We start from the raw sequence: 21197 nt of genomic DNA, 5'->3' as shown, positions 1-21197 counted from the left end.
CGCGAGGGCGGTGTTGTGAGCAAACGGCCAAAGACGGCGGGCTCCTTCCTGTCGCGGCTGCGCCGGCCGGCCAGCCGGCTCCGGGACATGCCGATCTGGTCCAAGCTCGGTCTCATCATGATCGTGCCGACCATCGCCACGGTCGTGGTGGGCACCAGTGGTCTTGTCGACCACGTGGAGACGCTCAACAATGCCAACCGAGCCGGCGACCTGGCCAACCTGTCGAGCTATTCCGGCAGCCTGGTCGACAGTCTGCAGGATGAGCGGACCGCCGCCGTGCTGCTGCTGGGGGCGGACGGGACGCAGCCGACGGCGCAGTACCAGGAGGCCTACAACCGGGTGACCTCCCGGGTGGACCGTGAGACGTCCCCCTACCGGCAGCAGCGTGCCGAGATCGAGGACCTGCCGGGCAGCCTGGAAGGTCTGCTCGACGGCATCGACCAGAACCTGCAGGACCTGTCGGGCATCCGCAGCCAGGTGTTCAACGGCAAGCTCGCGCTCACCGAGACCGTGCAGGCGTACGAGGGTCTGATCAGTGACCTGCTCGCCATCCGCGACTCGGCCACGCAGCTCGCCGGCAACAACGAGCTGAGCGACCGGATGCGCGCCGCCGCGGCGGTCGCCCGCGAGAAGGAGTTCCTCGCCGCACGCCGGGTCGTGGTGCACCGCGCGCTGGGTGTGAAGGGCGGCAAGCGCCTCACTCCGGCGCTGCGCACCGACTACATCGCCAGTGGCACCGGCCAGCAGCAGGCGCTGCAGAGCTTCAAGGCCGTCGCCACCCCGGACGACGCGAAGTTCCACGACCAGACGGTCGCGGGCGGCGACCGCCGGGAGGCACAGAACTACACCGGCTGGATCGACGGCAACACCACCGGCGACATGCGCAACGCGCCGTTCGGGCCGGACCAGTGGGAAGCCGCCATGACGGCCAACGCCAAGCTGATCCGCAACGTCGAGACCAAGCTCGACGGCGAAGTGGTCGACGAGGCCAACAGTCTCCGCTCGGACGTGCAGCGCCAGGTCTTCCTGGAGACCGGCCTGCTGCTCAGCATGCTGTTGCTGGCCATCCTCTTCGCGTACCTGGTCGCCCGCTCCATGGCCCGTTCACTTCGTGAGCTGCGGCAGGGTGCGCTCTCCGTCGCCCAGTACGGCCTACCCCAGGCGGTTGCCCGACTGCGTGACCCGCAGGTCGTCGGGCAGCTCTCCCCGGTGCAGCTGGCCAACCAGATCGCCGAGCCACTACCGGTCCGCAGCCGGGACGAGTTCGGCCAGGTGACCGAGGCGTTCAACGCCGTCCACCTGGAAGCCGTCCGTACGGCCGCCGAGCAGGCGGCACTGCGCGCCTCCGTCGCGACCATGTTCGTCAACCTGGCCCGCCGTTCACAGATCCTGGTCGACCGCCTCATCGGGCACCTCGACCGGCTGGAGCGCGGCGAGGAGGACCCGGACCGGCTGGCCGAGCTGTTCCAGCTCGACCACCTGGCCACCCGGATGCGCCGCAACGACGAGAACCTGCTGGTGCTCGCCGGTGCCGACTCCACCCGTGTGCAGCGTGAGCCGGCCGCGCTCATCGACGTGCTGCGGGCCGCGCAGTCCGAGGTCGAGCACTACACCCGGATCGAGTTCGGCGTCATCGACCGCGACATCGAGGTCGCCGCGCACGCGGTCAACGACCTGGTGCACCTCGTCGCCGAGCTGTTCGACAACGCCACCGCGTTCTCTCCGCCCGACTCGCAGGTGATGGTCGAGGCCCGTCGGGTCGGCGACCGCTCCTCGCTCTACGTCGAGGACCGCGGCATCGGCATCAGCGCCGAGCAGTTGCACGACCTCAACGAGCGGCTCGCGACGCCGCCGCAGGTGGACGTCGCCGTCTCCCGGATGATGGGCCTGGTCGTGGTCGCCCGACTGGCGTCCCGGCACGGCGTCCGGGTGGAGCTGCGCCCCGGCTCCGACCGTGGCACCGTCGCGGACGTGACCCTGCCCACCTCGGTGCTGGTGCCCCGGGCGCTCTCCGGTCGGGTGCAGCAGCCCCCGGCCCTGCCCGCAGCCGGTGGCCCTCAGCAGAACGGGCCCGCACCGGCCTTCGGCGCCCTGCCGGCGCTGGGCAACGGTCCTCGTCCGAGCGAGTCCGGCAACCAGGTCACCCTCGGCGGTCGGCCGTTCGAGCCCGCCTCGCGCAACGGTGCCGGCACCCCCGCCAACTCCGGTGGCTACCGCTCGATGCCGGCCTGGTCCGACCTGACCGGCGCTGCCGGGACGAACGGCGTCAACGGTGGTGACGGGTTCACCCCGCGGACCGCCAACGGCCAGCCGATCGACCCGCTGCCGCAGCGTCGCGCCGGGGACGACAGCCCGACCTCCGGCCAGCAGCCGTCGATTCCACGGCAGCTGCCGAGCAGCCCCGAGGCACACCCGTACTCGGCACCGCCGGTCTCCGCGCAGCCCTACTCCGGCGCGCCGGTCTCCGCCTCGCCGGCCTCCGGCCAGCCGTACTCCGGGCAGCCCTACTCGGGTGCCCCGTACGGTGGCCCGCCGGTCTCTGCGGCCCCGGCCTCCGGGCAGCCGTACGCCGGTCCGCCGGTGTCCGCGTCGCCCGTGTCGGCGTCGCCGGCGTCCGGCCAGCCGTATTCGGGTCAGCCCTACTCGGTGCCGCCCGCCTCCAGCCAGTCGTTCGCCGGGTTCGCACCCCGGTCGGCCCCGCCCGCGCAGGCGCCCAGCACCCCCGCGCCGCCGGCCTGGCCGCCGGTGCCGGGTGCCGACCGCGACGCTTCGGCGCCGCCGGTGCCCGAGCGGCTCGCCGCTGCCCTGGACATGACGACGGAGCTGCCGCGGGTGCCGCGACCCGGCGAACAGCCGGCCGCAGCAGCCCAGCCTCCGACTCGGCCCTCGGCTCCTGCTCCGGCTCCGGCCCCGCAGAATCGGCCGGCCCCGCAGAGTCGGCCGGCCCCGCAGAATCGGCCGGCACCGCAGCAACCGCAGGCGCAGAACCGCCAGCGCTACGCGGACGAGACGATGGAGCTGCCGATCTTCCGGGAGCTCGAGTCGGCTTGGTTCCGTACCCGCCGTCCGGGTTCGGAGGAAGCGGGACCCGGCGCGCAGCCGGCGACGAACGGCGACTCCGCGACCCAGCAGTTCGCTACGGTCGAGGCCACCGGTCGGGCAGTCCACAAGACACCACCCGGGACGACAGGTAACACACCGATGGCAGACACTCCGACGGCCGGAGGAGCGCCGCGGGACAACGGCTCCACAGCGAACGAGGGCGGTCGCCCGAGCGTCGCTGAGAGCCTGCCGAACCGCCGGCCCCAACCGCAGACCAACGGCTGGCAGACCGCTGCCGACGACGGCTGGCGTGCTGCCTCGGCGGCAGCCGGCGCGGTGCCGGTGAGCGAGACCACCACGACCGGCCTGCCGAAGCGCAAGCCGATGGCGCAGTTGGTGCCGGGCGCGGTGGAGAAGCCCACCACCTCGGTCCAGCGGCGCTCCCCGGAGGCGGTCCGTGGCCTGCTCTCCGCCTACCACCGGGGCGTGCAGCGAGGGCGTAGCACCTCGGACACCCCGACCAGCCCGGAGGCGACTCCGGGAGGGCAATCCTCGCAGTCTGGCTCAGGCCCGGTGGCCGGGAGCGGGCAGAAGGAGCAAGAAGGATGACAACTACGCAGGATCTTGGTTGGCTGCTGGCCAACTTCGCCGACCGGGTGCCCGGTGTCGCTCATGCGGTCGCCGTCTCGGCCGACGGCCTTCTCCTGGCGTCGTCACGGGACCTGCCGCGCGACCGGGCCGACCAGCTCGCCGCGATCTCCTCGGGTCTGGTCAGCCTGACCCAGGGGGCAGCCCGCTGCTTCGAGGGAGGCGCGGTGTTGCAGACCGTCGTGGAGATGGACAATGGCTTCCTGTTCCTGATGTCCATCTCGGATGGCTCGTCCTTCGCCGTGCTGGCCGCCCGCAGCTCTGACGTGGGCCAGGTCGGCTACGAGATGGCGCTGCTGGTCGACCGGGTGGGCGACGCACTGACTCCGCAGCCGCGTGCGGCTGCGGGCATGCTGGGCTGACGCCTCGCCGCCGATCGTGAGGTCGGCACCAACGCAACAACGACAACGACGGGCTTCACCGGTGGGAGCCGGTAACGGGTACGAAGGAGGTGAGCGGCGAGATGGCCGATCGTGACGAACCGACCGGAGCGTTGGTCCGTCCATACGCCGTGACCCGTGGCCGTACCCGTCCCCGGCTCGACATCGCGCTGGAGGCGCTCGTCGAGACGACGGTGCGCGGCCGCACCGCTGCCAGTGGCAACGGTGGTGGCCGCGAACACCAGTACATCGCCGCGCTGTGTGACGGACGCGTGCAATCGCTCGCGGAGATCGCGGCGCGGCTGCAGCTCCCGCTCGGTGTGGCCCGGGTGCTCATCGCCGACATGGCGACGGACGGCCTGGTCGCGGTCCACGAGCCGACCATCCTGGACGACTCCGACGACGCGGTGGGCACTGAACTGCTGGAGAGGGTGCTGAGTGGACTTCGCAGGCTCTGACATGTCGCACCGCCCGCCGAACCCGAGCGGCCGCGTGACGTCGGCGAAGATCGTTATCGCCGGTGGATTCGGCGTCGGTAAGACGACGCTGGTCGGCTCGGTCTCGGAGATCACGCCGCTGACCACCGAGGCCATCATGACCTCCGCTGGCGTGGGCGTCGACGATACCCGGCAGGTGCCGGGCAAGACGACGACCACGGTGGCCATGGACTTCGGCCGGATCTCGATCGACCGTGACCTGATCCTGTACCTGTTCGGTACGCCGGGTCAGACTCAATTCTGGTTCATGTGGGACGAACTGGTTCGGGGTGCGATCGGCGCGGTCGTGCTGGTGGACACTCGCCGGCTGGCCGACTGCTTCGCGGCGATCGACTTCTTCGAGCACCGACGCCTCCCGTACCTGGTGGCGATCAACTGCTTCGACGGGATGCAGTACCACGACCCGCAGGACGTTCGGGACGCCTTGGCGATCTCGAGCGACGTGCCGGTGGTGGCCTGCGACGCCCGTAACCGGGAGTCGACGAAGCACGTGCTGATCTCGCTGGTCGAGTACGTGCTCACCATGCGCCGTACGCGCGCCGTCGCCCCGGCCTGATCGGGACGCCGCACCCCGGTGGTGGCTCAGGCCGCCACCGGGAGCACCACCCTGCTCGCCGACGCCCCTACGTCGGCGCGCGCCCTACGCCGTCTCCTGAGGCCCTGGAAGCCACCGGCCCCCGCACCCTGGGCCGTTGAGCTGCCGGCTTCGAGAGGCGGCGTTGCCGCGTCCAGGTGCACGTCTCCACACGCGACAGCGCCCTCAATCAGCTGACTGAGGGCGCTGTCGCGTGTAACGAGGGTCAGGACTGGTAACCGGCGGAGCGGTACTCGTACTCCCGGTCGTCGTCGCGGTCGCCGTGGTCCCGGCTGAAGTCCCAGCCACCGGCCGCCTCGCGGCCGGGTCGACCACCCACCGCGAAACCGCCGATCTCCTGGCCGCGACGCCAACCACGGAAGTAGCCGGTGGTGTTCTCCGCGAGGCTTGCCGCATCGCGCACTATCCGCAATGGACGCTCCTCGCGCAGCGGGGAACCAGGGACCAGGTTGGCCTGAGGCACGCGCTTCGGCAGCCCGGCGTTGGTCTCGGCGCCGACCGCGGGGCGGGCGGCCTGCTCTGCGGCCTGCCAGCCGGTGTCGGCCGTGGTCGACCAGTCCAGGTCGGACTCCTCGGCCTGGCCGACGAACCAGGCCGACTTGGCCTGCGCGAAGATCAGCAGGTCGCCGTCACCCTCGTCGGCGACCGGTGGCGGACGGTGCTCGACCGGCGGCGTCCGGCGCTCCATCGGCGGCGTCCGCTGCTCCAGCGAGGGCGTGCGGGGCTCCAATGAGGGCGTGCGAGGCTCCAGCGAGGGCGTCCGATGCTCCATCGGCGGCGGCGGACGGTGCTCGGCGGCACGGTCGGGCCGAGCGGCCGGTCGGCCGCCGCGAGCGGCCAACTCCCGGTCGACCAACCGCAGCGGCGGGGTCTCCAGGTGCGCGTCCGCAGACGGGTTGAGCCCCTCGCGCAGCGCCCGGTCAGCCAGTGGCGGTGGCTCCACCAGTCGCAGCATGGGCGGCTCCTGCGGCAGGTCGTCCGCCAACCAGGGCGGGGTGACCCGACCGTCGGCCCGACCCGGGTCGGTCGGGGCCTCGATGCCGCGGCTGCCACCGTACGGGTAGGCCACCGGGTTGTTCGGCGAGCTGTCGGCCGGGTCCTCCGGGTTGTTGACCAGCGGCCAGTTGGCGCGGGAACCGGGGGGTGCGGCGGCCTCCTGGCCGGGACGGGGGATCGGCACCGGGATGCTGAGATCGGTGGCGCTGAACCCGCCCGTGGGTGGCTCGTCCACCGGGCGTTGCAGGTGGCTCGGCCGGGGCTCGCCGTTCGTCTTGGGACGGGGAGGAATGACCGTCCGCTGCCGTTCGGCCCGCGCGTTGTTGATCGCGGCGGTGGTCAGCGTCGGCCGGAACGGCTCGCCCGCCTCGGCCGGAGGCACCATGCCGCGCTGTGCCGGTGCGATCGGGGTGATCCCGGGCGGCGGGGGCGGCGGCGAGGAGACCGGTCGGTTGGTCGGACCGTCGATCCGGCTGGGCGCCGGCTCGGCGCGGCCGGGAAGCGTGGACGACGGCGGCTTGGCCATGGCGGCCGGGGCCATCGGTGCGGGCGCGACCGGCGGCGGCGTGACCGGAGCCGGGGCGACCGGGGGCGGCCCGAGTGGGCGGGGCGACGCGAGCGGCGCGTTACCGGGGATCGGCTCGGGGCGGCTGCGTCGCCCGACGGCGGGTGCGGGGTCGGCGGCCGGGGTGGGCCGGAGCGACCGCAGCCCGGCGCCGGTGCCGGCCAGCCCGGTCGGCTCACCGGCTGGCTCGCCACGGCGGGCGCCGTTGCCGGCCATCCCGGTCAGCTCGCCGACCGACTCGCCACGGCGGGCGGCGGCACGGCGGCCGGGTGCCTGGGCAGGGGCGGTCACCCGCGAGCCGAGCGCGCTGACCAGGGCCTCACAGCCTGCGTCGCAGGCCCGCACCGAAGCGACGGCCTGGCGGACCGTCTCGGCCACCGCGGAAGTGAGCGCCCGGTTGACCGCGGCGCGCCGCGGCGTTTCGGAGATGGCGACCCGCAGAGCGGTGACCGCCTCGTTGATCTCGTCGGCGTCGGCCACCCCGTCGGCGGCGAGGTGCGCGGCGATGGCGTCCGCCGCGACCGACACCTCGCGGCCCCGGGCGACGGTGCCGCCGAGCATGCCCGGCTCGGGCAGCGCGTCCAGCACCGCCAGCGAGACCGGCTCGGCCGGGTCCGGGTATGCACGCAGGGCTGCCGGGTAGAGCTCGCGCAGGACCTCGCGCAGCGCCACGGCGGCGGAGTGTCGGCCGGTGGCCAGCGCGGCGTGCGCGGCGAGCACCTGCTTGTAGCCGGCGAGATCCCGGGGTGCCGGCAGGGTGACCGCGGAGAGCGCGCCCGCCTGCAACGCGCGGGCCAGGCCGACGGCCCGTCGTTCGGCCGGAGGTGACTGCATCTCCTCCAGGGAGTCGTCGTCGGCGAACCGCTCGGCGAAGTCGTCCACCGAGTCGTCGTCGGCGATCGCCAGGGGCCGACCCGCCGCGCTCAACAGCGAGATGACCGTGTGGTCGTCGCTGTCGGCGGCGATGGCCGCACCGCTCGGCCCGCCCGACCGCTCCACGAGCAGCGCGACGAGCTGGGCGTAGCCAGCGGCCTCGTCGCTGATCTCGCAGACATGCAGCAGACGGCCTGCGTCGTCGACCACAGCGGACGTCAGCGTCGAACCGGCGGAGGCCGGTCGGTCAGCCGGATCCGCCGAGGCCAGACCGCAGTAAACGCGCACGAGCGCCACGGCGTCGTCCTCCTCCCGGGACAGGTCTTTCCTCTGCCAGCAACTGATGCTCCCCGGTACGGGTCAGTCGCGCCAGTCCACCACCGCAGAGATCTTGCCGACAATGGTGCGCCAACCCAAACTCGCGGTCTGCGCACCGATCTTCTTCAGCCGCCGCCGACCCATGAAAGCGCCGATCCCACCGTTGGCGGTGGCACGCAGCGCCTCGTCCAGGTCGTCGAGGCTGGAGCCGGCGGAGAGCATGTCGAGTACCGCAGGCAGCCGCAATGCGTACGAGAGGTCACGCGCGACCTCGCCGGCCTCGATCAGCAGGGTCGAATCCCAGGAGTCGTGCCCGCCGCGCAGGTTCTCCACGACAAGGTCGAGCTCGTAGGTGTCCTCGTCGAGGGGCGCGATATCCGCGGGCTCCACCCGTTCGGACAATTCATTCCAGCTGTCCAGTTGGGACAGATCGTTTGGCGCACCGGACCGGATGAAACTGACCAACGACTCGGGGGTCTTGAACAGCAGCAGCTTGCCCTGGTTGCTGAGGAAGACCGGCACCTCCTCGTCGTCCGCCTCGTCCGTGGCGTCCTCGTCGGCCTCGTCGTCGTCCGCGTCGGTGTCGGTGTCGGCGGCGCCGTCGCGTCGGCGGCGCTTCGACTCGTCCTCGTCCTCGGCGAACTCCTCGGCCAGGTCCTCGTCGAGGATGACGACGGTCTCGTCGTCCTCTTCCTCCTCGATCACCTGACGTCGGGCGAGGAACGGGTCGTCCAGGTCGCGCTCGGTCACGTCGGTCGGGGTCAGCGAGCTGGCCGGCCGGTATGCCCGCAGCGTGAAGCCGGTGCCGGCGGGCAGGGCGATCTCCACCGGGTCGATGCGCAGCTCGTCCCAGAGTGCACGGTCGACCGAGGCCGAGGGGCCGTCGGTCTCATCTGGCTCGACCGCGCCGGTGGTGTCGTCGAGCTCGGGCTCGTCGGCGTCGGGCCGTTGGGGCGACTGGCGGGCCACGCTGACCTCCGTGTGCTTCGGGTTGCCCACCCGCCGGGGTCTCTGACCGGCGAGTGACTCTGGGCACATACCCTAGTCGGCGGCCCTGGGTGACCGATGCCCGCACCCCGGTGGCCGGCTGGCGCACGGATTCGACCTGCTGGTGGTGGGCGCTGGCGATCTGACCGTTCGACAAGTAGCGTAGCTACGTATGAAGGCCCAGGCGTTGCACGGCCATCTCGACGCTCTGCTGCTCGCCGTTCTCGAACAGGGCGCGCTGCACGGCTACGCCATCATCGAGGCGTTGCGCGCGCGCAGCGACGGCACTCTGGATCTGCCCACCGGCACCATCTATCCGGCGTTGCGTCGGCTGGAACGCGCCGGGCACGTGGCGAGCACCTGGAGCACCGTCAACGGCAGGGAACGACGGACGTACGAGCTCACCGATTCCGGCCGGGGAGCGTTGGCCGGGGAGCGCGCGGGTTGGCGCGACTTCCAGCTGACCGTCGGCCGGTTCCTCGACCCCGGCAGCCCGCCCACCACCCCGGCCTGACCCCGGTCGAGCCGGCGACCACCGGCGGGACCGGGGCACCGGCGACGTGGCTCAGTGGGCCGTGCTGGCGAGCGACTCCGCTCGGCGGGCGGTGGCCTGCAGCCAGCCGCGCACCGCACGGGCCAGTGAGAAGTACGCGCCGCCCACCAGCACCGCACCGATGATCATCGGTGGCCAGCGCAGCGCGTCGTCCCAGAGAGTCATCGACCAGGCGAACAGGGCGCAGCCGGCGATCATGGCGAGAGCCAGCATGGCGGTCAGGCCGGCGCCCACCGCGCGTTGCACCAGGGCCAGACCCGGACGTGTCGAACGGGCGCTCGCCGCGACCACCAGCAGACCGGCCACCGCGAGCAGCAGCGAACCCATCCAGATCCAGTCGACCGAGCTGGCGAGCAGCTGGTAGCCGGCCGGTGGACGGGGGCCGCTGCTCCAGCTCGACCCCCGCCAGGTCAGATCCCCGGCGACCACCCCGACCCCGGCGATCGCGAGCATCCGCAGGGACAGCCCGCGCAGGGCACCCACCGCCAGCTCGGCCTGCCAGGAGGGAAGGACCTGCGCCGGCGAGCCGAACTCGACCACGGCCCGGCGCTGCGCCTCCGTGGACGGCACACCGCTCTCCCGGTACGCCTCCACGGCGTCCAGCAGCCCGTGCCGGGCCTCGGTGAGCAGGTCGGACTTGAGTCGCGCCGGCCCCTGCAACCGGGCGGCCAACTCCCGCAGGTGCTCGTCGACCAACACGTCCTCACGGTGCGGCATGGCACCACCCTGCCACGGGTCAGGGAGCCCTGACGTCGGGGAGAACCCTGGTCCGTCCCCGAGCCCCGGTCAGGGGGCGAGGGCCAGGTAACCCCGTTCGGCCGCAGCCTGGAGCAGCCACTGGTCCCGGTACCAGCCCGGGGCGGCGACCAGGTCGGCGTGCCGGCCGCGCTGGATCACCCGGCCGCCGTCGAGGACGACGATCTCGTCCAGCTCGGCCAGCCCGCTGAGCCGGTGGCTGATCAGCAGCACCGAGTGCCCGGCGGGGGTGGCGGCGAGAGCGGACGCGAGCACCGCGTCGGCGGCGGCCGGATCAAGACCTTCGGTGGGCTCGTCGAGCACCAGCACCGGCGGCGCGGCGAGCAGGGCCCGCGCGAGCGCCAGCCGCTGCCGCTGGCCACCGGAAAGCTGCCCGCCCTCCTCGCCGACCAGCGTGCCCCAACCCGCCGGCTGGGCGCGTACCCAGTCCAGCAGGCCCGCGGCGGCGGTGGCCGCCGTCAGTGCCTCCTCGTCGGCCCCGGCCCGCCCGAGCAGCAGGTTCTCCCGCACCGTGGCGTGAAAGACGTACGCCTCGGCCAGCAGGCCGCCGACAGCCCGCGGCAGTGCCTCCTCGGCGTACGCCGAGAGGTCGTGACCGTCGAGGGTGACCCGCCCGGACACCGGTTGGACGGTGCCGGTCAGGACGGCGGCCAGGGTGCTCTTGCCGGCGCCGCTCGGGCCGACCACCGCGATCCTCCGCCCCGGCGGCAGGTCCAGGCTGACGCCGTCGAGGGCGGGTGCCGCACCGGCCCGGTACCGCACTGTCACGTCGACGAAGCGCAGCTCGTGGGGGCCGACCAGGTCCGTCATGCCGGCCGTGGGCGGGGAATGCGGCGTGCCGGCGTCCAGCAGGTCGGCCACCCGGGCCAGACCGGGCCGCAACTGCGTCCACTGCCGGGCCGCCGTGACCAGTGCCAGCGTCACCTCGACGGCGGCCAGCGCGCCGACGGCCAGGACACCCACCAGCACTCCCGACACGTCGGCGGCCAGCGCTGCCAGCACCACCGCCGCGGCGGTCAGCCCGGCGGTCAGCACCCCGGCCGCGTCCACCGCGAACCCGGTGGCGGCCAGCCGACGTTCCAGACGGGCCAGCCGGCGGGCCCGCTGCGCGGCGGCACGCAGCGTGACGTCGGTGGCTCCGAACGCGGCCAGGTCGGCTGCGCCGTGGGTCAGGTCGATCGCGTCGGTGGCCAGTGCGCCGCGCAGGGGTGCCACCTGGGACGCGCTGCGGCGGGTGACAGCGGTGGCCAGTGCGGGCAGTGCCACTCCGGCGACCAGCAGCCCGACGGCGAGCGCACCGGCGGCAGGTGGTGAGATCAGCGCCGCCACGCAGACCGCCAGCACACCGACCAGGGCCGCCGCCGAGCCAGGGACCAGCACACGCAGCAGCAGGTCCTGGACGGCCTCGACGTCGGAGACCAGCCGGCTCAGCACGTCCCCCGACCGGTGCGCGGCGCCACGCCGGGCGGCGAGGGTGGCGAAGACCCGGGCCCGAACGTCGGTGATCATGCGGAGCACCGCGTCGTGCCCGGCGAGCCGTTCGGTGTAGCGGAACACGCCACGGCTGATCGCCAGCGCCCGGACCGCGACGATCGCCACTGTGAGCCGGTCCAGCGGAGGCTGGCCGGCGGCGCTCATCAACAGCCAGGTGGCGGTGGCCATCAGGGCGAGCCCGGCGAACTCGGTGGCGGCCGCGAGCAGCCCGGCGCCGACCAGTCGACCCAGGTACGGGCGGGCCAGTCGCAGCACGGCGCGCTCGGCGGCGGTCCGCCGGCCCGATGCCACGCCGGCGACCGCCTCCGGCCCGTGTTCCGCGCTCATCGGGTCGCCTTCCCGGTCGGTTCGGGCGTCAGCTCGGTGACCCGACCGTCCTCGACCCGCAGGATCCGGTCGGCGTCGGCGAGCAGCGCCGGTCGGTGCGCGACCAGGAGCGCTGTGCGCCCGGCGACCAGGCGGCGGGTGGCGTCGAGCACCACCGCCTCGGCCGCGGTGTCCAGGCGGGCGGTGGGTTCGTCGAGCAGCACCACCGGGGCGGACCGCAGAAACGCCCGGGCCAGCGCCACCCGCTGCCGCTGCCCGCTGGACAGCCCGTGGCCGCGTTCGCCGAGCAGGGTGTCCAGGCCGTCCGGCAGGCCGGCCACCACGTCGTCCAGAGCGGCGTCGTGCACCGCCGCGGCGAGCGCGTCGGGCGTGGTGTCCGGTGCGCCGAGCCGGATGTTGTCGGCCAGCGAGGCGGCGAAGAGATGGGCCCGCTGCGGCACCCAGGCGAGTTGTCGACGCCAGGCGTCCGGGTCGGCGGTGGCGAGGTCGGCCCCGTCCACCGTGATCCGGCCGCTGGTCGGGGTCACGAAGCCGAGCAGCAGGCCGAGCAACGTGCTCTTGCCGGCGCCGCTGGGCCCGATGATGGCGATCCGTTCGCCGGCTCGGATGGTCAGGGTCACGTCACGCAGGGCGGTGGTCCGCTCGTACGCCACGGTCACCCCCTCGAACCGGATGTCACGTCGCGCGTCCGGGACGGTGGCGCCCTCAGCGGCCCGGGGCGCGGTGGGCGCGGCCGAGATGGTCAGCGCCTCGTCCAGCGCGGCGAGCCCCTCCATGCTGGCGTGGAAGCGGCTGCCGGCGGCCCGCAGCGGCAGGTACGCCTCTGGGGTGAGCAACAGCACCAGCAGCGCTGTCTGCAGGGCCAGCCCGCCGCCGAGCAACCGGATGCCGACCGGCACCGCGACCAGTGCCACCGAGAGGGTGGCGACCAGCTCCAGCACCAGCGCGGAGAGGAACGCGATCCGCAGCGTCTTCATGGTGGCGACGCGGTGCCCGTCGGCCATCCGGCGCACCACCTCGGTCTGTGCCCGGGCCCGCCCGAACGCGCGCAGCGTGGGCAACCCGGCGACCATGTCCAGGAAGTGCCCGCCGAGCAGCGAGAGTCGCCGCCACTGCCGTTCGGTGGCGGCCTGGGCCTGCCAGCCGAGCAGCGCGCCGAAGACCGGGATCAGCGGCAGGGTCACCGCGATGATCACCGCCGAGCTCCAGTCGGCGAAGACGACCCGGGCGAGCACCGCCAGCGGCACGGTGACGCTGAGCACCAGCTGGGGCAGGTATCCGGTGAAGTAGGCGTCCAGCGCGTCCAGCCCGCGCCCGGCCAGGGTGGCGATCTGACCGGCCCGCTGCCCGGCCACCCAGCCGGGCCCGTGTCGGCCGACCGCGCCGAGCAGGTCGGCCCTCAGCGTCGCCTTGACCGTGGCGGCGACCCGCGCCGAGACCGTGCCCTGTGCCCAGACCAGCGCCGAGCGGGCAGCGACCGCGACCATGAAGGCGCCCAGCGCCGGCCGATCCAGCCGACCGTCGATCGCCGTGGCCAGCACCGCCGCGAGGGCGGTGGCCTGCGCCACGATCAACCCGGCGGCGAGCACACCGAGGAGCGCGAGCACGGCAAGATCGCGCCGGGCCGCAGGGACCCGGCGCAGCAGACGCGGGTCGAACGGACGGCGTTTCACCAGTACACCGGTGCCCTGCCGTCGGTCCGTCCTCGGAAAACCCACCAACACATCGCCTGGAAGCCTAGTAGGGCCGGAAGTAGCGGCAGCGCCACCCAGCCGAGGAGCCGCAGCGTCGGTGCGCTCGCAGCGGCGTCGGTCACTGTCAGCGAGGCGCCCGGGTCGGTCGTGGACACCAGCACATAGGGCCAGAGAGCCGCCCCGACCAGCACCACCGGCAGCGCCAGAGCCGCGCCGGTTGCGGCCAGAGCCCACCCCGGCCGCCGCCGCGCCAGCGCCGCGCGGGCCGCCAGCAGCGCCGCCGCGAGCAGCACCGGCAGGAGTACGGCCACCGCCGGCCGCTGGACGGCGTCGCGTACCCGGGAGGAGAGCAGGCCCACCACGGTGGCCAGGGCGACCGCGGTGAGCGCCACCGGCACCAGCCGGCGGGCCGTGCGGCCCACCACGGCGGCGGCGTCGGCCGACAGGCGCAGCGCGAGGAAGGTCGCTCCGTGCACCGCAACCAGCGCGACCATGGCCAGCCCGACAGTGGCTGCGAACGGGGTGGCCAGGTGCGACACCCCGGCGACGTGCCCGTCGGCCTGACGGGGCACGCCCTGGAGCAGCGCGGCGAGCACCACCCCCCAGCCCACTGCGGCGAGTGCGCTGCCGATCATCACGACGCGGTCCCAGCGCGCTCGGATCCGTTCGTCTGCGGACCGACTTCGCAGTTGCACCCCGACGGTGACCAGGATGACGCCGACCAGGGCACCGGCCACGGCCGGATAGCAGCCGGAGAGCAACTCGCCCTCCAGCACCGGGAACGCGCCGAAGAGGATGCCCACGGCGGCCACCAGCCAGACCTCGTTGCCGAGGAAGAACGGCCCGAGCGCGGTGAGCGCCTCCCTCCGCAGAGCGGGGCCGCCACCGCGGGCGAGCAGCAGCCCGACGCCGTAGTCGTAGCCGGCGAGCACCAGGTAGCCGGTGAAGAAGAGGCCGAGCAGGGCGTACCAGGCGAGGTCCACGGTGTTCTCCTCAGTTCCTCAGTGCCTCAGACGAGCGCGGGTTCGGGGTGGGTCGACTCACTCGGAGGCGCCGGTGGGCGGCCGAGTGCCGGATCGGCCGCGCCCCGCGCCGCGTGCCGGGCGAGCAGCACCCAGTTGGTGACGGCGAGGGTGCCGAGCAGCAGGCTGAACCCGATCAGCGAGGCGAGCATCACCGGTGCGCCGACCGGGGAGACGGCCTGCTCGGTGGGGAGCAGCCCGTACGCCACCCAGGGCTGGCGGCCGACCTCGCGGGCGATCCAGCCGAGGATCACCGCGACGAAAGGCAGCGGCAGGGCGAGCAGGACCAGCCAGAGCGGGAAGCGCAGCCGGATGATCCAGTCCCGGAAGAGCAGGGGGAGCAGCAACCAGACGCAGCCGAGGGTGAAGCCGATCAGGATCATGAAGCCCAGCCCGACGCTGGCCAGCACCGGCGGCGTGTAGTCGCCGGGGCCGAACCGGGTGGTCCAGTCAGCGATCAGCGCCTGCGCCTCCGGGCTCTGGCCGCCGAACTTGGTCGGCTGCACGCCGCCGACCGGGCCGAACTGGGCGAAGCCGAAGCCCTGCACCAGGCTGATCGCCAGCGCCGAGGTGACCAGGCCGATCCGCAGTGAGGTGCGGAAGAGCACGAAGTCGGGAGTACGCCGGATCAGGTGCCAGGCGCTGACCGCCGCCATCAGCATCCCGCCGACCAGCAATGCGGCCGAGACCACGTGCCCGAACGCCATGCCGAGGCTGGGGTTGGAGAGCAGCGCGCCGAAGTCGGTGAGGTGGGCGATGCCGTCGCGCACCTCGTAACCGACCGGGTGTTGCAGCCAGGAGTTGGCCACCATGATCCAGAACGCCGAGGCGTACGCGGTGATGGCCACGCCCCAGAGCAGCGCGAGATGGACACCCTTGCCGAGCCGGTGCCAGCCGAAGATCCACATCCCGAGGAACGTGGATTCGAGGAAGAACGCCACCAGCGTCTCGATGGCCAGCGGCGCGCCGAAGACGTTGCCGACGTAGCGCGACAGGCCACTCCAGTTCAGCCCGAACTGGAACTCCATCACGATGCCGGTGGCGATGCCGAGCACGTAATTGATCACGTAGAGCTGACCCCAGTAGCGGGTCAGCCGCTCCCACTTCGGGTTGCCGGTGAGCACCCAGGCGGTCTGCATCCCGACGAGCAGGGTGACCAGCCCGAGCGTGACGACCACGAAGAGGAAGTGGATCGAGGTGGTGGTGGCGAACTGCAGGCGGGCGAGGAGCAGGGTGTCCATGGCCGGCTCTCCGTAGTGTTGGCTCCCTTGTCGTAGCCACCCTACACGTAGGTTCTCTACATGTCTGTCTACTACGTGACGTCGTAGAAGAGATTACTACGGTACGTAGTAGTCATGGGTTCGGAAGATCGCGCGCTTGCGGCGGGACACGGCGGCGCGGCGCCCATGCGGGGGCGCGGCGTGTGGCGTGCTGGGGTCAGGTCAGGACAGGAAGAGGGTGATCGGGAGGGCGACCAGCGTGCTGGCCACCGCGAGGGCGGTGGCGCCGAGCACCCGGGGCGGCCGGTCGGTGACCAGGAGGCGCTGGACCCGTACGTCGAGATCCCGGTCGCCCATGCCCAGCGCGCCGGCCGGGGTGATCCGGTGACCGGCGGCGGCGAAGCGGCGCAGCGCTCCGGCCAGCGGCGCTTCCGCGTGCAGCTCACGGGCCTTGTCGTCGGCGCGCATCTCGACCAGCAGGGCGACCCGTTCGTGGGCGTCGCGGACCCAGCCGAACCACGGCAACGCCCGGCACAGCGCGGTGAACGGCAGCAGCACCAGATCGTGCCGCTCGTGGGCGTGCGCGCGCTCGTGGCTGAGCACCGCGGCCAGCTCGGCGCGGTCGAGCAGGCTCAGTGTGCCGGCGCTGACCACCACCTGCGGCTTCACCCCGGGCAGGCAGTATGCGGCGGCGCTCGGATGATCCAGCACCAGCGCGCCGGGGGCGGCCGGATCGTCCCGGGCGACCAGGGAGAGCAGGTCCCGGTGCCGGCGCTGGGCGCGTACGGTGCCGTGGATGCTGCGGACGGTCGTGGCGACCAGCACCGCGCCGATGCCGAAGCCCACCCCGACGCCGGCGAGGTGGAAGGTGTTCACCCCGATCGGCAGTGTGCCGTGGGCGAGGTCGTTGGCCAGGGCGAGCAGCGCGCTGCCGGTCGGCAGGTCGTACGCGCTCAGCCCGAGCGCCATGGGCAGGCCCATCGCCGAGAGACCCACCGCCAACCCGACGGCCTGCCAGCAGATGATCGCCACCCGGGGGCTGCGCCACGTCCAGGTGGAGCGGGCCAGCACCTGAGCCGTCAGGTAGCAGGCCAGCATGGTGGCGGCGAAGTGCACGGCGTACGCCATGGCGTGGGTCCTACCGCTCCGCTGCCTCGCCGGCGGTTCGCCGGCCCGCCGGCCCGTCCAGGCGGTCGGTCAGCTCGGTGTCGCCCGGGTCGCCGCTGGTGGAACCCGGACCGGTCAGGCCTGCCTCGCTCCCCAGGGCCGCCCGCAGCACCTCGGCCTCGGTGCCGGTCACCGAACGGGCGAACCGCACGAGTGCGGCGTCCCGGCTGCCGCCCAGGTCGAGGGCGTCGAGCATGAGCTGGGCGATGTGCGCCTCACGGCTCGCCGCCGGCCGGTAGCGCCAGGCCCGACCCTCGCGCTCCCGCTGCACCATGCCCTTGCCGGCGAGCCGGTCCAGCACGGTCATCACAGTGGTGTACGCCAACTCGCGGCCGTCGAGCGCGTCGGCCACCTCGCGCACGGTCACACCGTCCGACGTGCCGGGGACCACGTCCCACAACACGTCCATCACCGCACGCTCAAGATCGCCCAACCGAGTCACGAAGCAATCCTACCCCCGGTAGTAGACCCCCCACGCCCCCGAGCCCACCCCACCCCGACCCCGACCAGGACCGGGCGGACCGCCGGACCGCCCGAAGATCCGCACAAGAACAGGGATGTTGCTGCCTCCAAGGCGCTGGAGGCAGCAACATCCCCGAAGTTGCGCCGCCCCCGTCGACCGGCAACCCGACCCGAGGCGGAACCCGTGAGCTGGCCCACCCGACGATCCCGGCCCACGTCAGGTTTTCCGGGGGAGCCCGCCCACGCAGGGATCAAGCCTGACCGCCCGGAGTGGGCGGGCTCCCCCGGAAAACCACAAGGCCGAGGAGGACTCACACCCCCTTGGGATGCCACACAGTCTTCGTCTCCAGCAGCGCGGTCATCCGAGCCACACCCGGGTCGACGGACCAGTCGTGGTCGGCCGGGGCTGGTCGGAGCACCCGCTTGAGGTTCTCCGCCGCCCTGACCTCCAGGTCGGTGGCGAGCGCGGTGTCGGTCACCCCGGTCAGGTCGATCGCGTTGACGTCCATGTGCGCCGCCAACGCCGGCGCGGTCTCGGTGATCGCGCCGGTGAGGATGTTGACCACCCCGCCGGGCAGGTCGGAGGTGGCCAGCACCTCGGCCAGCGTCACCGCCGCCAGGGGCTCGGAGGGCGATGCCGCCACGACCACCGTGTTGCCGCTGACGATCGCCGGGGCGATCACGCTGACCAGGCCGAGCAGCGCCGGGCGCTCGGGGGCGACGACGGCGATCACGCCGGTCGGTTCGGGCGCGGAGATGTTGAAGTACGGGCCGGCGACCGGGTTGGCGCCGCCGTACACCTGGGCGAGCTTGTCGGCCCAGCCGGCGTACCAGACCCAGCGGTCGACGGCGGCGTCCACCTCGTCGCCGGGCACGCCCAGGGCGACGAACTGCTCGCGGCGGCCCTCCAGCATCTCGGCGGCCCGGTAGAGGATCTGACCCCGGTTGTACGCGGTCGCGCCGGCCCAGCCCTTCACGGCGGCGCGGGCGGCGACCACCGCGTCCCGGGCGTCCTTGCGGGAGGCCAGTGACACATTCGAGGACTGCACGAGATACGACCGTCCCGACTCGCTGCGCGGGAACTTCCCGCCGATGAAGAGCTTGTACGTCTTACGTACCGCGACCCGCTCAGACATTGAGGTAGCCCTCCAGCCCGTGCCGGCCGCCCTCGCGACCGTAACCCGACTCCTTGTAGCCACCGAACGGCGAGGTGGGGTCGAACTTGTTGAACGTGTTGGCCCAGACGACGCCGGCGCGCAGCCGGTCGGCCATCCACAGGATCCGGGAACCCTTGTCGGTCCAGATGCCGGCCGACAGGCCGTACGGCGTGTTGTTGGCTTTCTCCACGGCCTCGGCCGGGGTGCGGAACGTGAGCACCGACAGCACCGGGCCGAAGATCTCCTCGCGGGCGATCCGGTGGGCTTGGGTGACCCCGGTGAAGATGGTGGGCGCGAACCAGAAGCCACGGTCAGGCAGCTCGCACGGCGGTGACCAGCGCTCGGCGCCCTCGGCGGAGCCGGCGTCGGACAGCTCGCGGATCCGCTCCAGCTGGGCGGCCGAGTTGATCGCGCCGACGTCGGTGTTCTTGTCCAGTGGGTCGCCGACCCGGAGCTGGGCCATCCGCCGCTTCAGCGACTCCAGCACGCGGTCGGCCACGTTCTCCTGCACCAGGAGTCGGGAGCCGGCGCAGCAGACGTGCCCCTGGTTGAAGAAGATGCCGTTGACGATGCCCTCGACGGCCTGGTCGATGGGCGCGTCGTCGAAGACGATGTTGGCGGCCTTGCCGCCCAGCTCCAGGGTGAGCTTCTTGCTGGTGCCGGCGACGGATCGGGCGATGGCCCTGCCGACCTCGGTGGAGCCGGTGAAGGCGACCTTGTCGACGCCTCCGTGCTCGACCAGTGCGCGGCCGGTGTCGCCGGCGCCGGTGACGATGTTGACCACACCGGCCGGCAGGTCGGCCTGCTGGCAGATCTCGGCGAAGAGCAGCGCGGTGAGCGGGGTGGTCTCGGCGGGCTTCAGCACCACCGTGTTGCCCGCGGCGAGCGCCGGTGCGATCTTCCAGGCCAGCATGAGCAGCGGGAAGTTCCACGGGATGACCTGCGCGGCCACGCCGATCGGCCGCGGGTTGGCACCGAAACCGGCGTGCGGAAGCTTGTCGGCCCAGCCGGCGTAGTAGAAGAAGTGCGCGGCGACCAGCGGCAGGTCGACGTCCCGGGACTCCCGGATCGGCTTGCCGTTGTCCAGGGATTCCAGGACGGCCAGCTCGCGGGAGCGCTCCTGGATGAGTCGGGCGATCCGGTACAGGTACTTCGCCCGGTCCCGGCCCGGCATCGGACCCCAGACCTTGTCGTACGCCTTGCGGGCGGCACGCACCGCGCGTTCCACGTCCTGAGCGCCGGCCTCGGCGATCTCGGCCAGCACCTCCTCGGAGGCCGGGTTGATCGACTTGAAGCTGCCACCGTCGGTCGGATCGACGAACGCGCCGTCGATGAACAGCCCGTACGAGGGTTTGAGGTCCACCACCGAGCGGGACTCGGGGGCGGGGGCGTATTCGAACATCGGCTATCAGTCCAGGGTGAAGTAGTCGGGACCGGAGTAGGTGCCGGTCGTCAGCTTGGTGCGCTGCATCAGCAGGTCGTTGAGCAGGCTGGACGCGCCGAAGCGGAACCAGTCCGGGTCGAGCCAGTCCGGGCCGACGGTCTCGTTGACCATCACCAGGTACTTGATCGCGTCCTTGGTGGTCTTGATGCCACCGGCGGGCTTCACGCCCACCTGCCGCCCGGTGGCCGCCCGGAAGTCACGGACAGCTTCCAGCATCACCAGGGTCACCGGCAGTGTCGCCGCGACCGGGACCTTGCCGGTGGAGGTCTTGATGAAGTCGCCGCCGGCCAGCATGGCCAGCCAGGAGGCCCGCCGCACGTTGTCGTAGGTGGCCAGCTCGCCGGTCTCCAGGATCACCTTGAGGTGGGCGTCCCCGGAGGCCTCCTTGGTGGCCACGATCTCGTCGTAGACCTCCTTGTAGCGCCCGGCCAGGAACGCACCCCGGTTGATCACCATGTCGATCTCGTCGGCGCCGGCCGCGACGGCGGCCCGGGTGTCGGCCAGCTTGATCTCCAACGGTGCCTGGCCGGACGGGAACGCGGTCGCCACGCTGGCCAGGTGCACGCCACTTCCGCGCAGCACCTCGGCCACGTGCGGGACCATCGCCGGGTAGACGCAGACCGCGCCGACGTGCGGGCAGGACGGGTCGGCCGGGTCCGGGCGCAGCGCCTTCGCGGCGAGCGCGCGCACCTTGCCCGGGGTGTCCGCCCCCTCCAGGGTGGTCAGGTCGACCATCCGGATCGCCAGGTCGATCGCCTGGGCCTTGGCGGTGGTCTTGATGGATCGGGTGCCGAGCTGTGCCGCCCGCTGCTCCGCGCCGACCTGGTCCACGCCGGGAAGCCCGTGCAGGAAGGTCCGCAGAGCGGTCTCGGATCGTCCCAGCTCGGAGAGCTCCGACCGGGCCGACGTCGTTGTCGCCGTCATGCCGAGAAGTCTACGCACCGGACGGCTGAGTGATCTTGGTCACGGCGGGCTCGACGTGAGCGGCGTCGCTGGTCCG

General features: G+C 72.7%; 17 protein-coding genes. 5 read left to right on the top strand and 12 right to left on the bottom strand.

Annotated features, from left to right (window positions below):
- The first annotated feature begins 15 nt into the window (after positions 1 to 15).
- From KBX46_RS30365 to KBX46_RS30350, 4 genes are all read left to right on the top strand, one after another.
- Positions 16 to 3651: a sensor histidine kinase gene (locus KBX46_RS30365; RefSeq protein ID WP_210795398.1), complete on the top strand. Its 3636-nt coding sequence runs from the start codon at positions 16 to 18 to the stop codon at positions 3649 to 3651.
- Entirely contained in the window at positions 3648 to 4052 is a 405-nt protein-coding gene (locus KBX46_RS30360) for a roadblock/LC7 domain-containing protein (protein WP_030329023.1), read from the top strand. The genes KBX46_RS30365 and KBX46_RS30360 overlap by 4 nt, the downstream gene beginning before the upstream one ends.
- A gap of 101 nt (positions 4053 to 4153) precedes the next feature.
- Positions 4154 to 4528 carry a DUF742 domain-containing protein gene (locus KBX46_RS30355; RefSeq protein ID WP_088952188.1) on the top strand — a complete coding sequence of 125 codons (375 nt, stop codon included), beginning with the start codon at positions 4154 to 4156 and terminating at the stop codon, positions 4526 to 4528.
- A 1-nt stretch (position 4529) separates the two neighbouring features.
- Positions 4530 to 5123, top strand: coding sequence for an ATP/GTP-binding protein (locus KBX46_RS30350; protein ID WP_210795396.1), 594 nt, complete (start codon positions 4530 to 4532; stop codon positions 5121 to 5123).
- Between the two features lie 244 nt (positions 5124 to 5367).
- On the opposite strand, the gene KBX46_RS30345 is transcribed toward KBX46_RS30350, so the two are convergent.
- Together KBX46_RS30345 and KBX46_RS30340 are read right to left on the bottom strand one after the other, a co-directional pair.
- Positions 5368 to 7917 (bottom strand): transposase, encoded by a 2550-nt coding sequence (locus KBX46_RS30345; protein WP_210795420.1) that lies wholly within the window; start codon positions 7915 to 7917, stop codon positions 5368 to 5370.
- 39 nt (positions 7918 to 7956) lie between these two features.
- On the bottom strand, positions 7957 to 8913 hold the full coding sequence (locus tag KBX46_RS30340; RefSeq protein WP_210795394.1) for a DNA primase: 957 nt from the start codon (positions 8911 to 8913) through the stop codon (positions 7957 to 7959).
- A gap of 160 nt (positions 8914 to 9073) precedes the next feature.
- On the opposite strand from KBX46_RS30340, the gene KBX46_RS30335 reads away from it, so the two are divergent.
- A complete protein-coding gene (locus KBX46_RS30335; RefSeq protein WP_088946152.1) occupies positions 9074 to 9415 on the top strand; it encodes a PadR family transcriptional regulator in 342 nt (113 codons plus the stop codon).
- Positions 9416 to 9466: 51 nt separating this feature from the next.
- Here KBX46_RS30335 and KBX46_RS30330 read toward each other — a convergent pair whose 3' ends face one another.
- The 10 genes from KBX46_RS30330 to deoC form a co-directional block, all read right to left on the bottom strand.
- Entirely contained in the window at positions 9467 to 10171 is a 705-nt protein-coding gene (locus tag KBX46_RS30330) for a permease prefix domain 1-containing protein (RefSeq protein ID WP_210795392.1), read from the bottom strand.
- 69 nt (positions 10172 to 10240) lie between these two features.
- On the bottom strand, positions 10241 to 12031 hold the full coding sequence (gene cydC / locus KBX46_RS30325; RefSeq protein WP_210795390.1) for a thiol reductant ABC exporter subunit CydC: 1791 nt from the start codon (positions 12029 to 12031) through the stop codon (positions 10241 to 10243).
- Positions 12028 to 13704, bottom strand: a complete 1677-nt coding sequence (gene cydD, locus KBX46_RS30320; RefSeq protein WP_210795388.1) for a thiol reductant ABC exporter subunit CydD — start codon at positions 13702 to 13704, stop codon at positions 12028 to 12030. Before cydD ends, cydC begins: the two co-directional genes overlap by 4 nt.
- The gene (locus KBX46_RS30315; RefSeq protein WP_210795386.1) at positions 13701 to 14708 is read right to left on the bottom strand and encodes a cytochrome d ubiquinol oxidase subunit II; all 1008 of its coding nucleotides are present in this window, start codon (positions 14706 to 14708) and stop codon (positions 13701 to 13703) included. Before KBX46_RS30315 ends, cydD begins: the two co-directional genes overlap by 4 nt.
- A gap of 26 nt (positions 14709 to 14734) precedes the next feature.
- On the bottom strand, positions 14735 to 15988 hold the full coding sequence (locus KBX46_RS30310; protein WP_141907860.1) for a cytochrome ubiquinol oxidase subunit I: 1254 nt from the start codon (positions 15986 to 15988) through the stop codon (positions 14735 to 14737).
- 201 nt (positions 15989 to 16189) lie between these two features.
- Entirely contained in the window at positions 16190 to 17095 is a 906-nt protein-coding gene (locus KBX46_RS30305; protein WP_099850442.1) for a M56 family metallopeptidase, read from the bottom strand.
- 10 nt (positions 17096 to 17105) lie between these two features.
- The gene (locus KBX46_RS30300; protein ID WP_210795384.1) at positions 17106 to 17576 is read right to left on the bottom strand and encodes a BlaI/MecI/CopY family transcriptional regulator; all 471 of its coding nucleotides are present in this window, start codon (positions 17574 to 17576) and stop codon (positions 17106 to 17108) included.
- 331 nt (positions 17577 to 17907) lie between these two features.
- Entirely contained in the window at positions 17908 to 18732 is an 825-nt protein-coding gene (locus KBX46_RS30295) for an aldehyde dehydrogenase family protein (RefSeq protein ID WP_210795382.1), read from the bottom strand.
- Positions 18725 to 20155: an aldehyde dehydrogenase family protein gene (locus tag KBX46_RS30290; protein ID WP_210795380.1), complete on the bottom strand. Its 1431-nt coding sequence runs from the start codon at positions 20153 to 20155 to the stop codon at positions 18725 to 18727. The genes KBX46_RS30295 and KBX46_RS30290 overlap by 8 nt, the downstream gene beginning before the upstream one ends.
- 6 nt (positions 20156 to 20161) lie before the next feature.
- The gene (gene deoC / locus KBX46_RS30285) at positions 20162 to 21121 is read right to left on the bottom strand and encodes a deoxyribose-phosphate aldolase (RefSeq protein WP_088946161.1); all 960 of its coding nucleotides are present in this window, start codon (positions 21119 to 21121) and stop codon (positions 20162 to 20164) included.
- Positions 21122 to 21197 lie beyond the last annotated feature (76 nt).

The organism is Micromonospora sp. C81, assembly GCF_018070425.1.
In the GTDB taxonomy this organism is placed as follows: domain Bacteria; phylum Actinomycetota; class Actinomycetes; order Mycobacteriales; family Micromonosporaceae; genus Micromonospora; species Micromonospora zamorensis.
The sequence above is the reverse complement of the archived record's forward strand: the minus strand, read 5'-3'. Positions and strand labels throughout refer to the sequence as shown.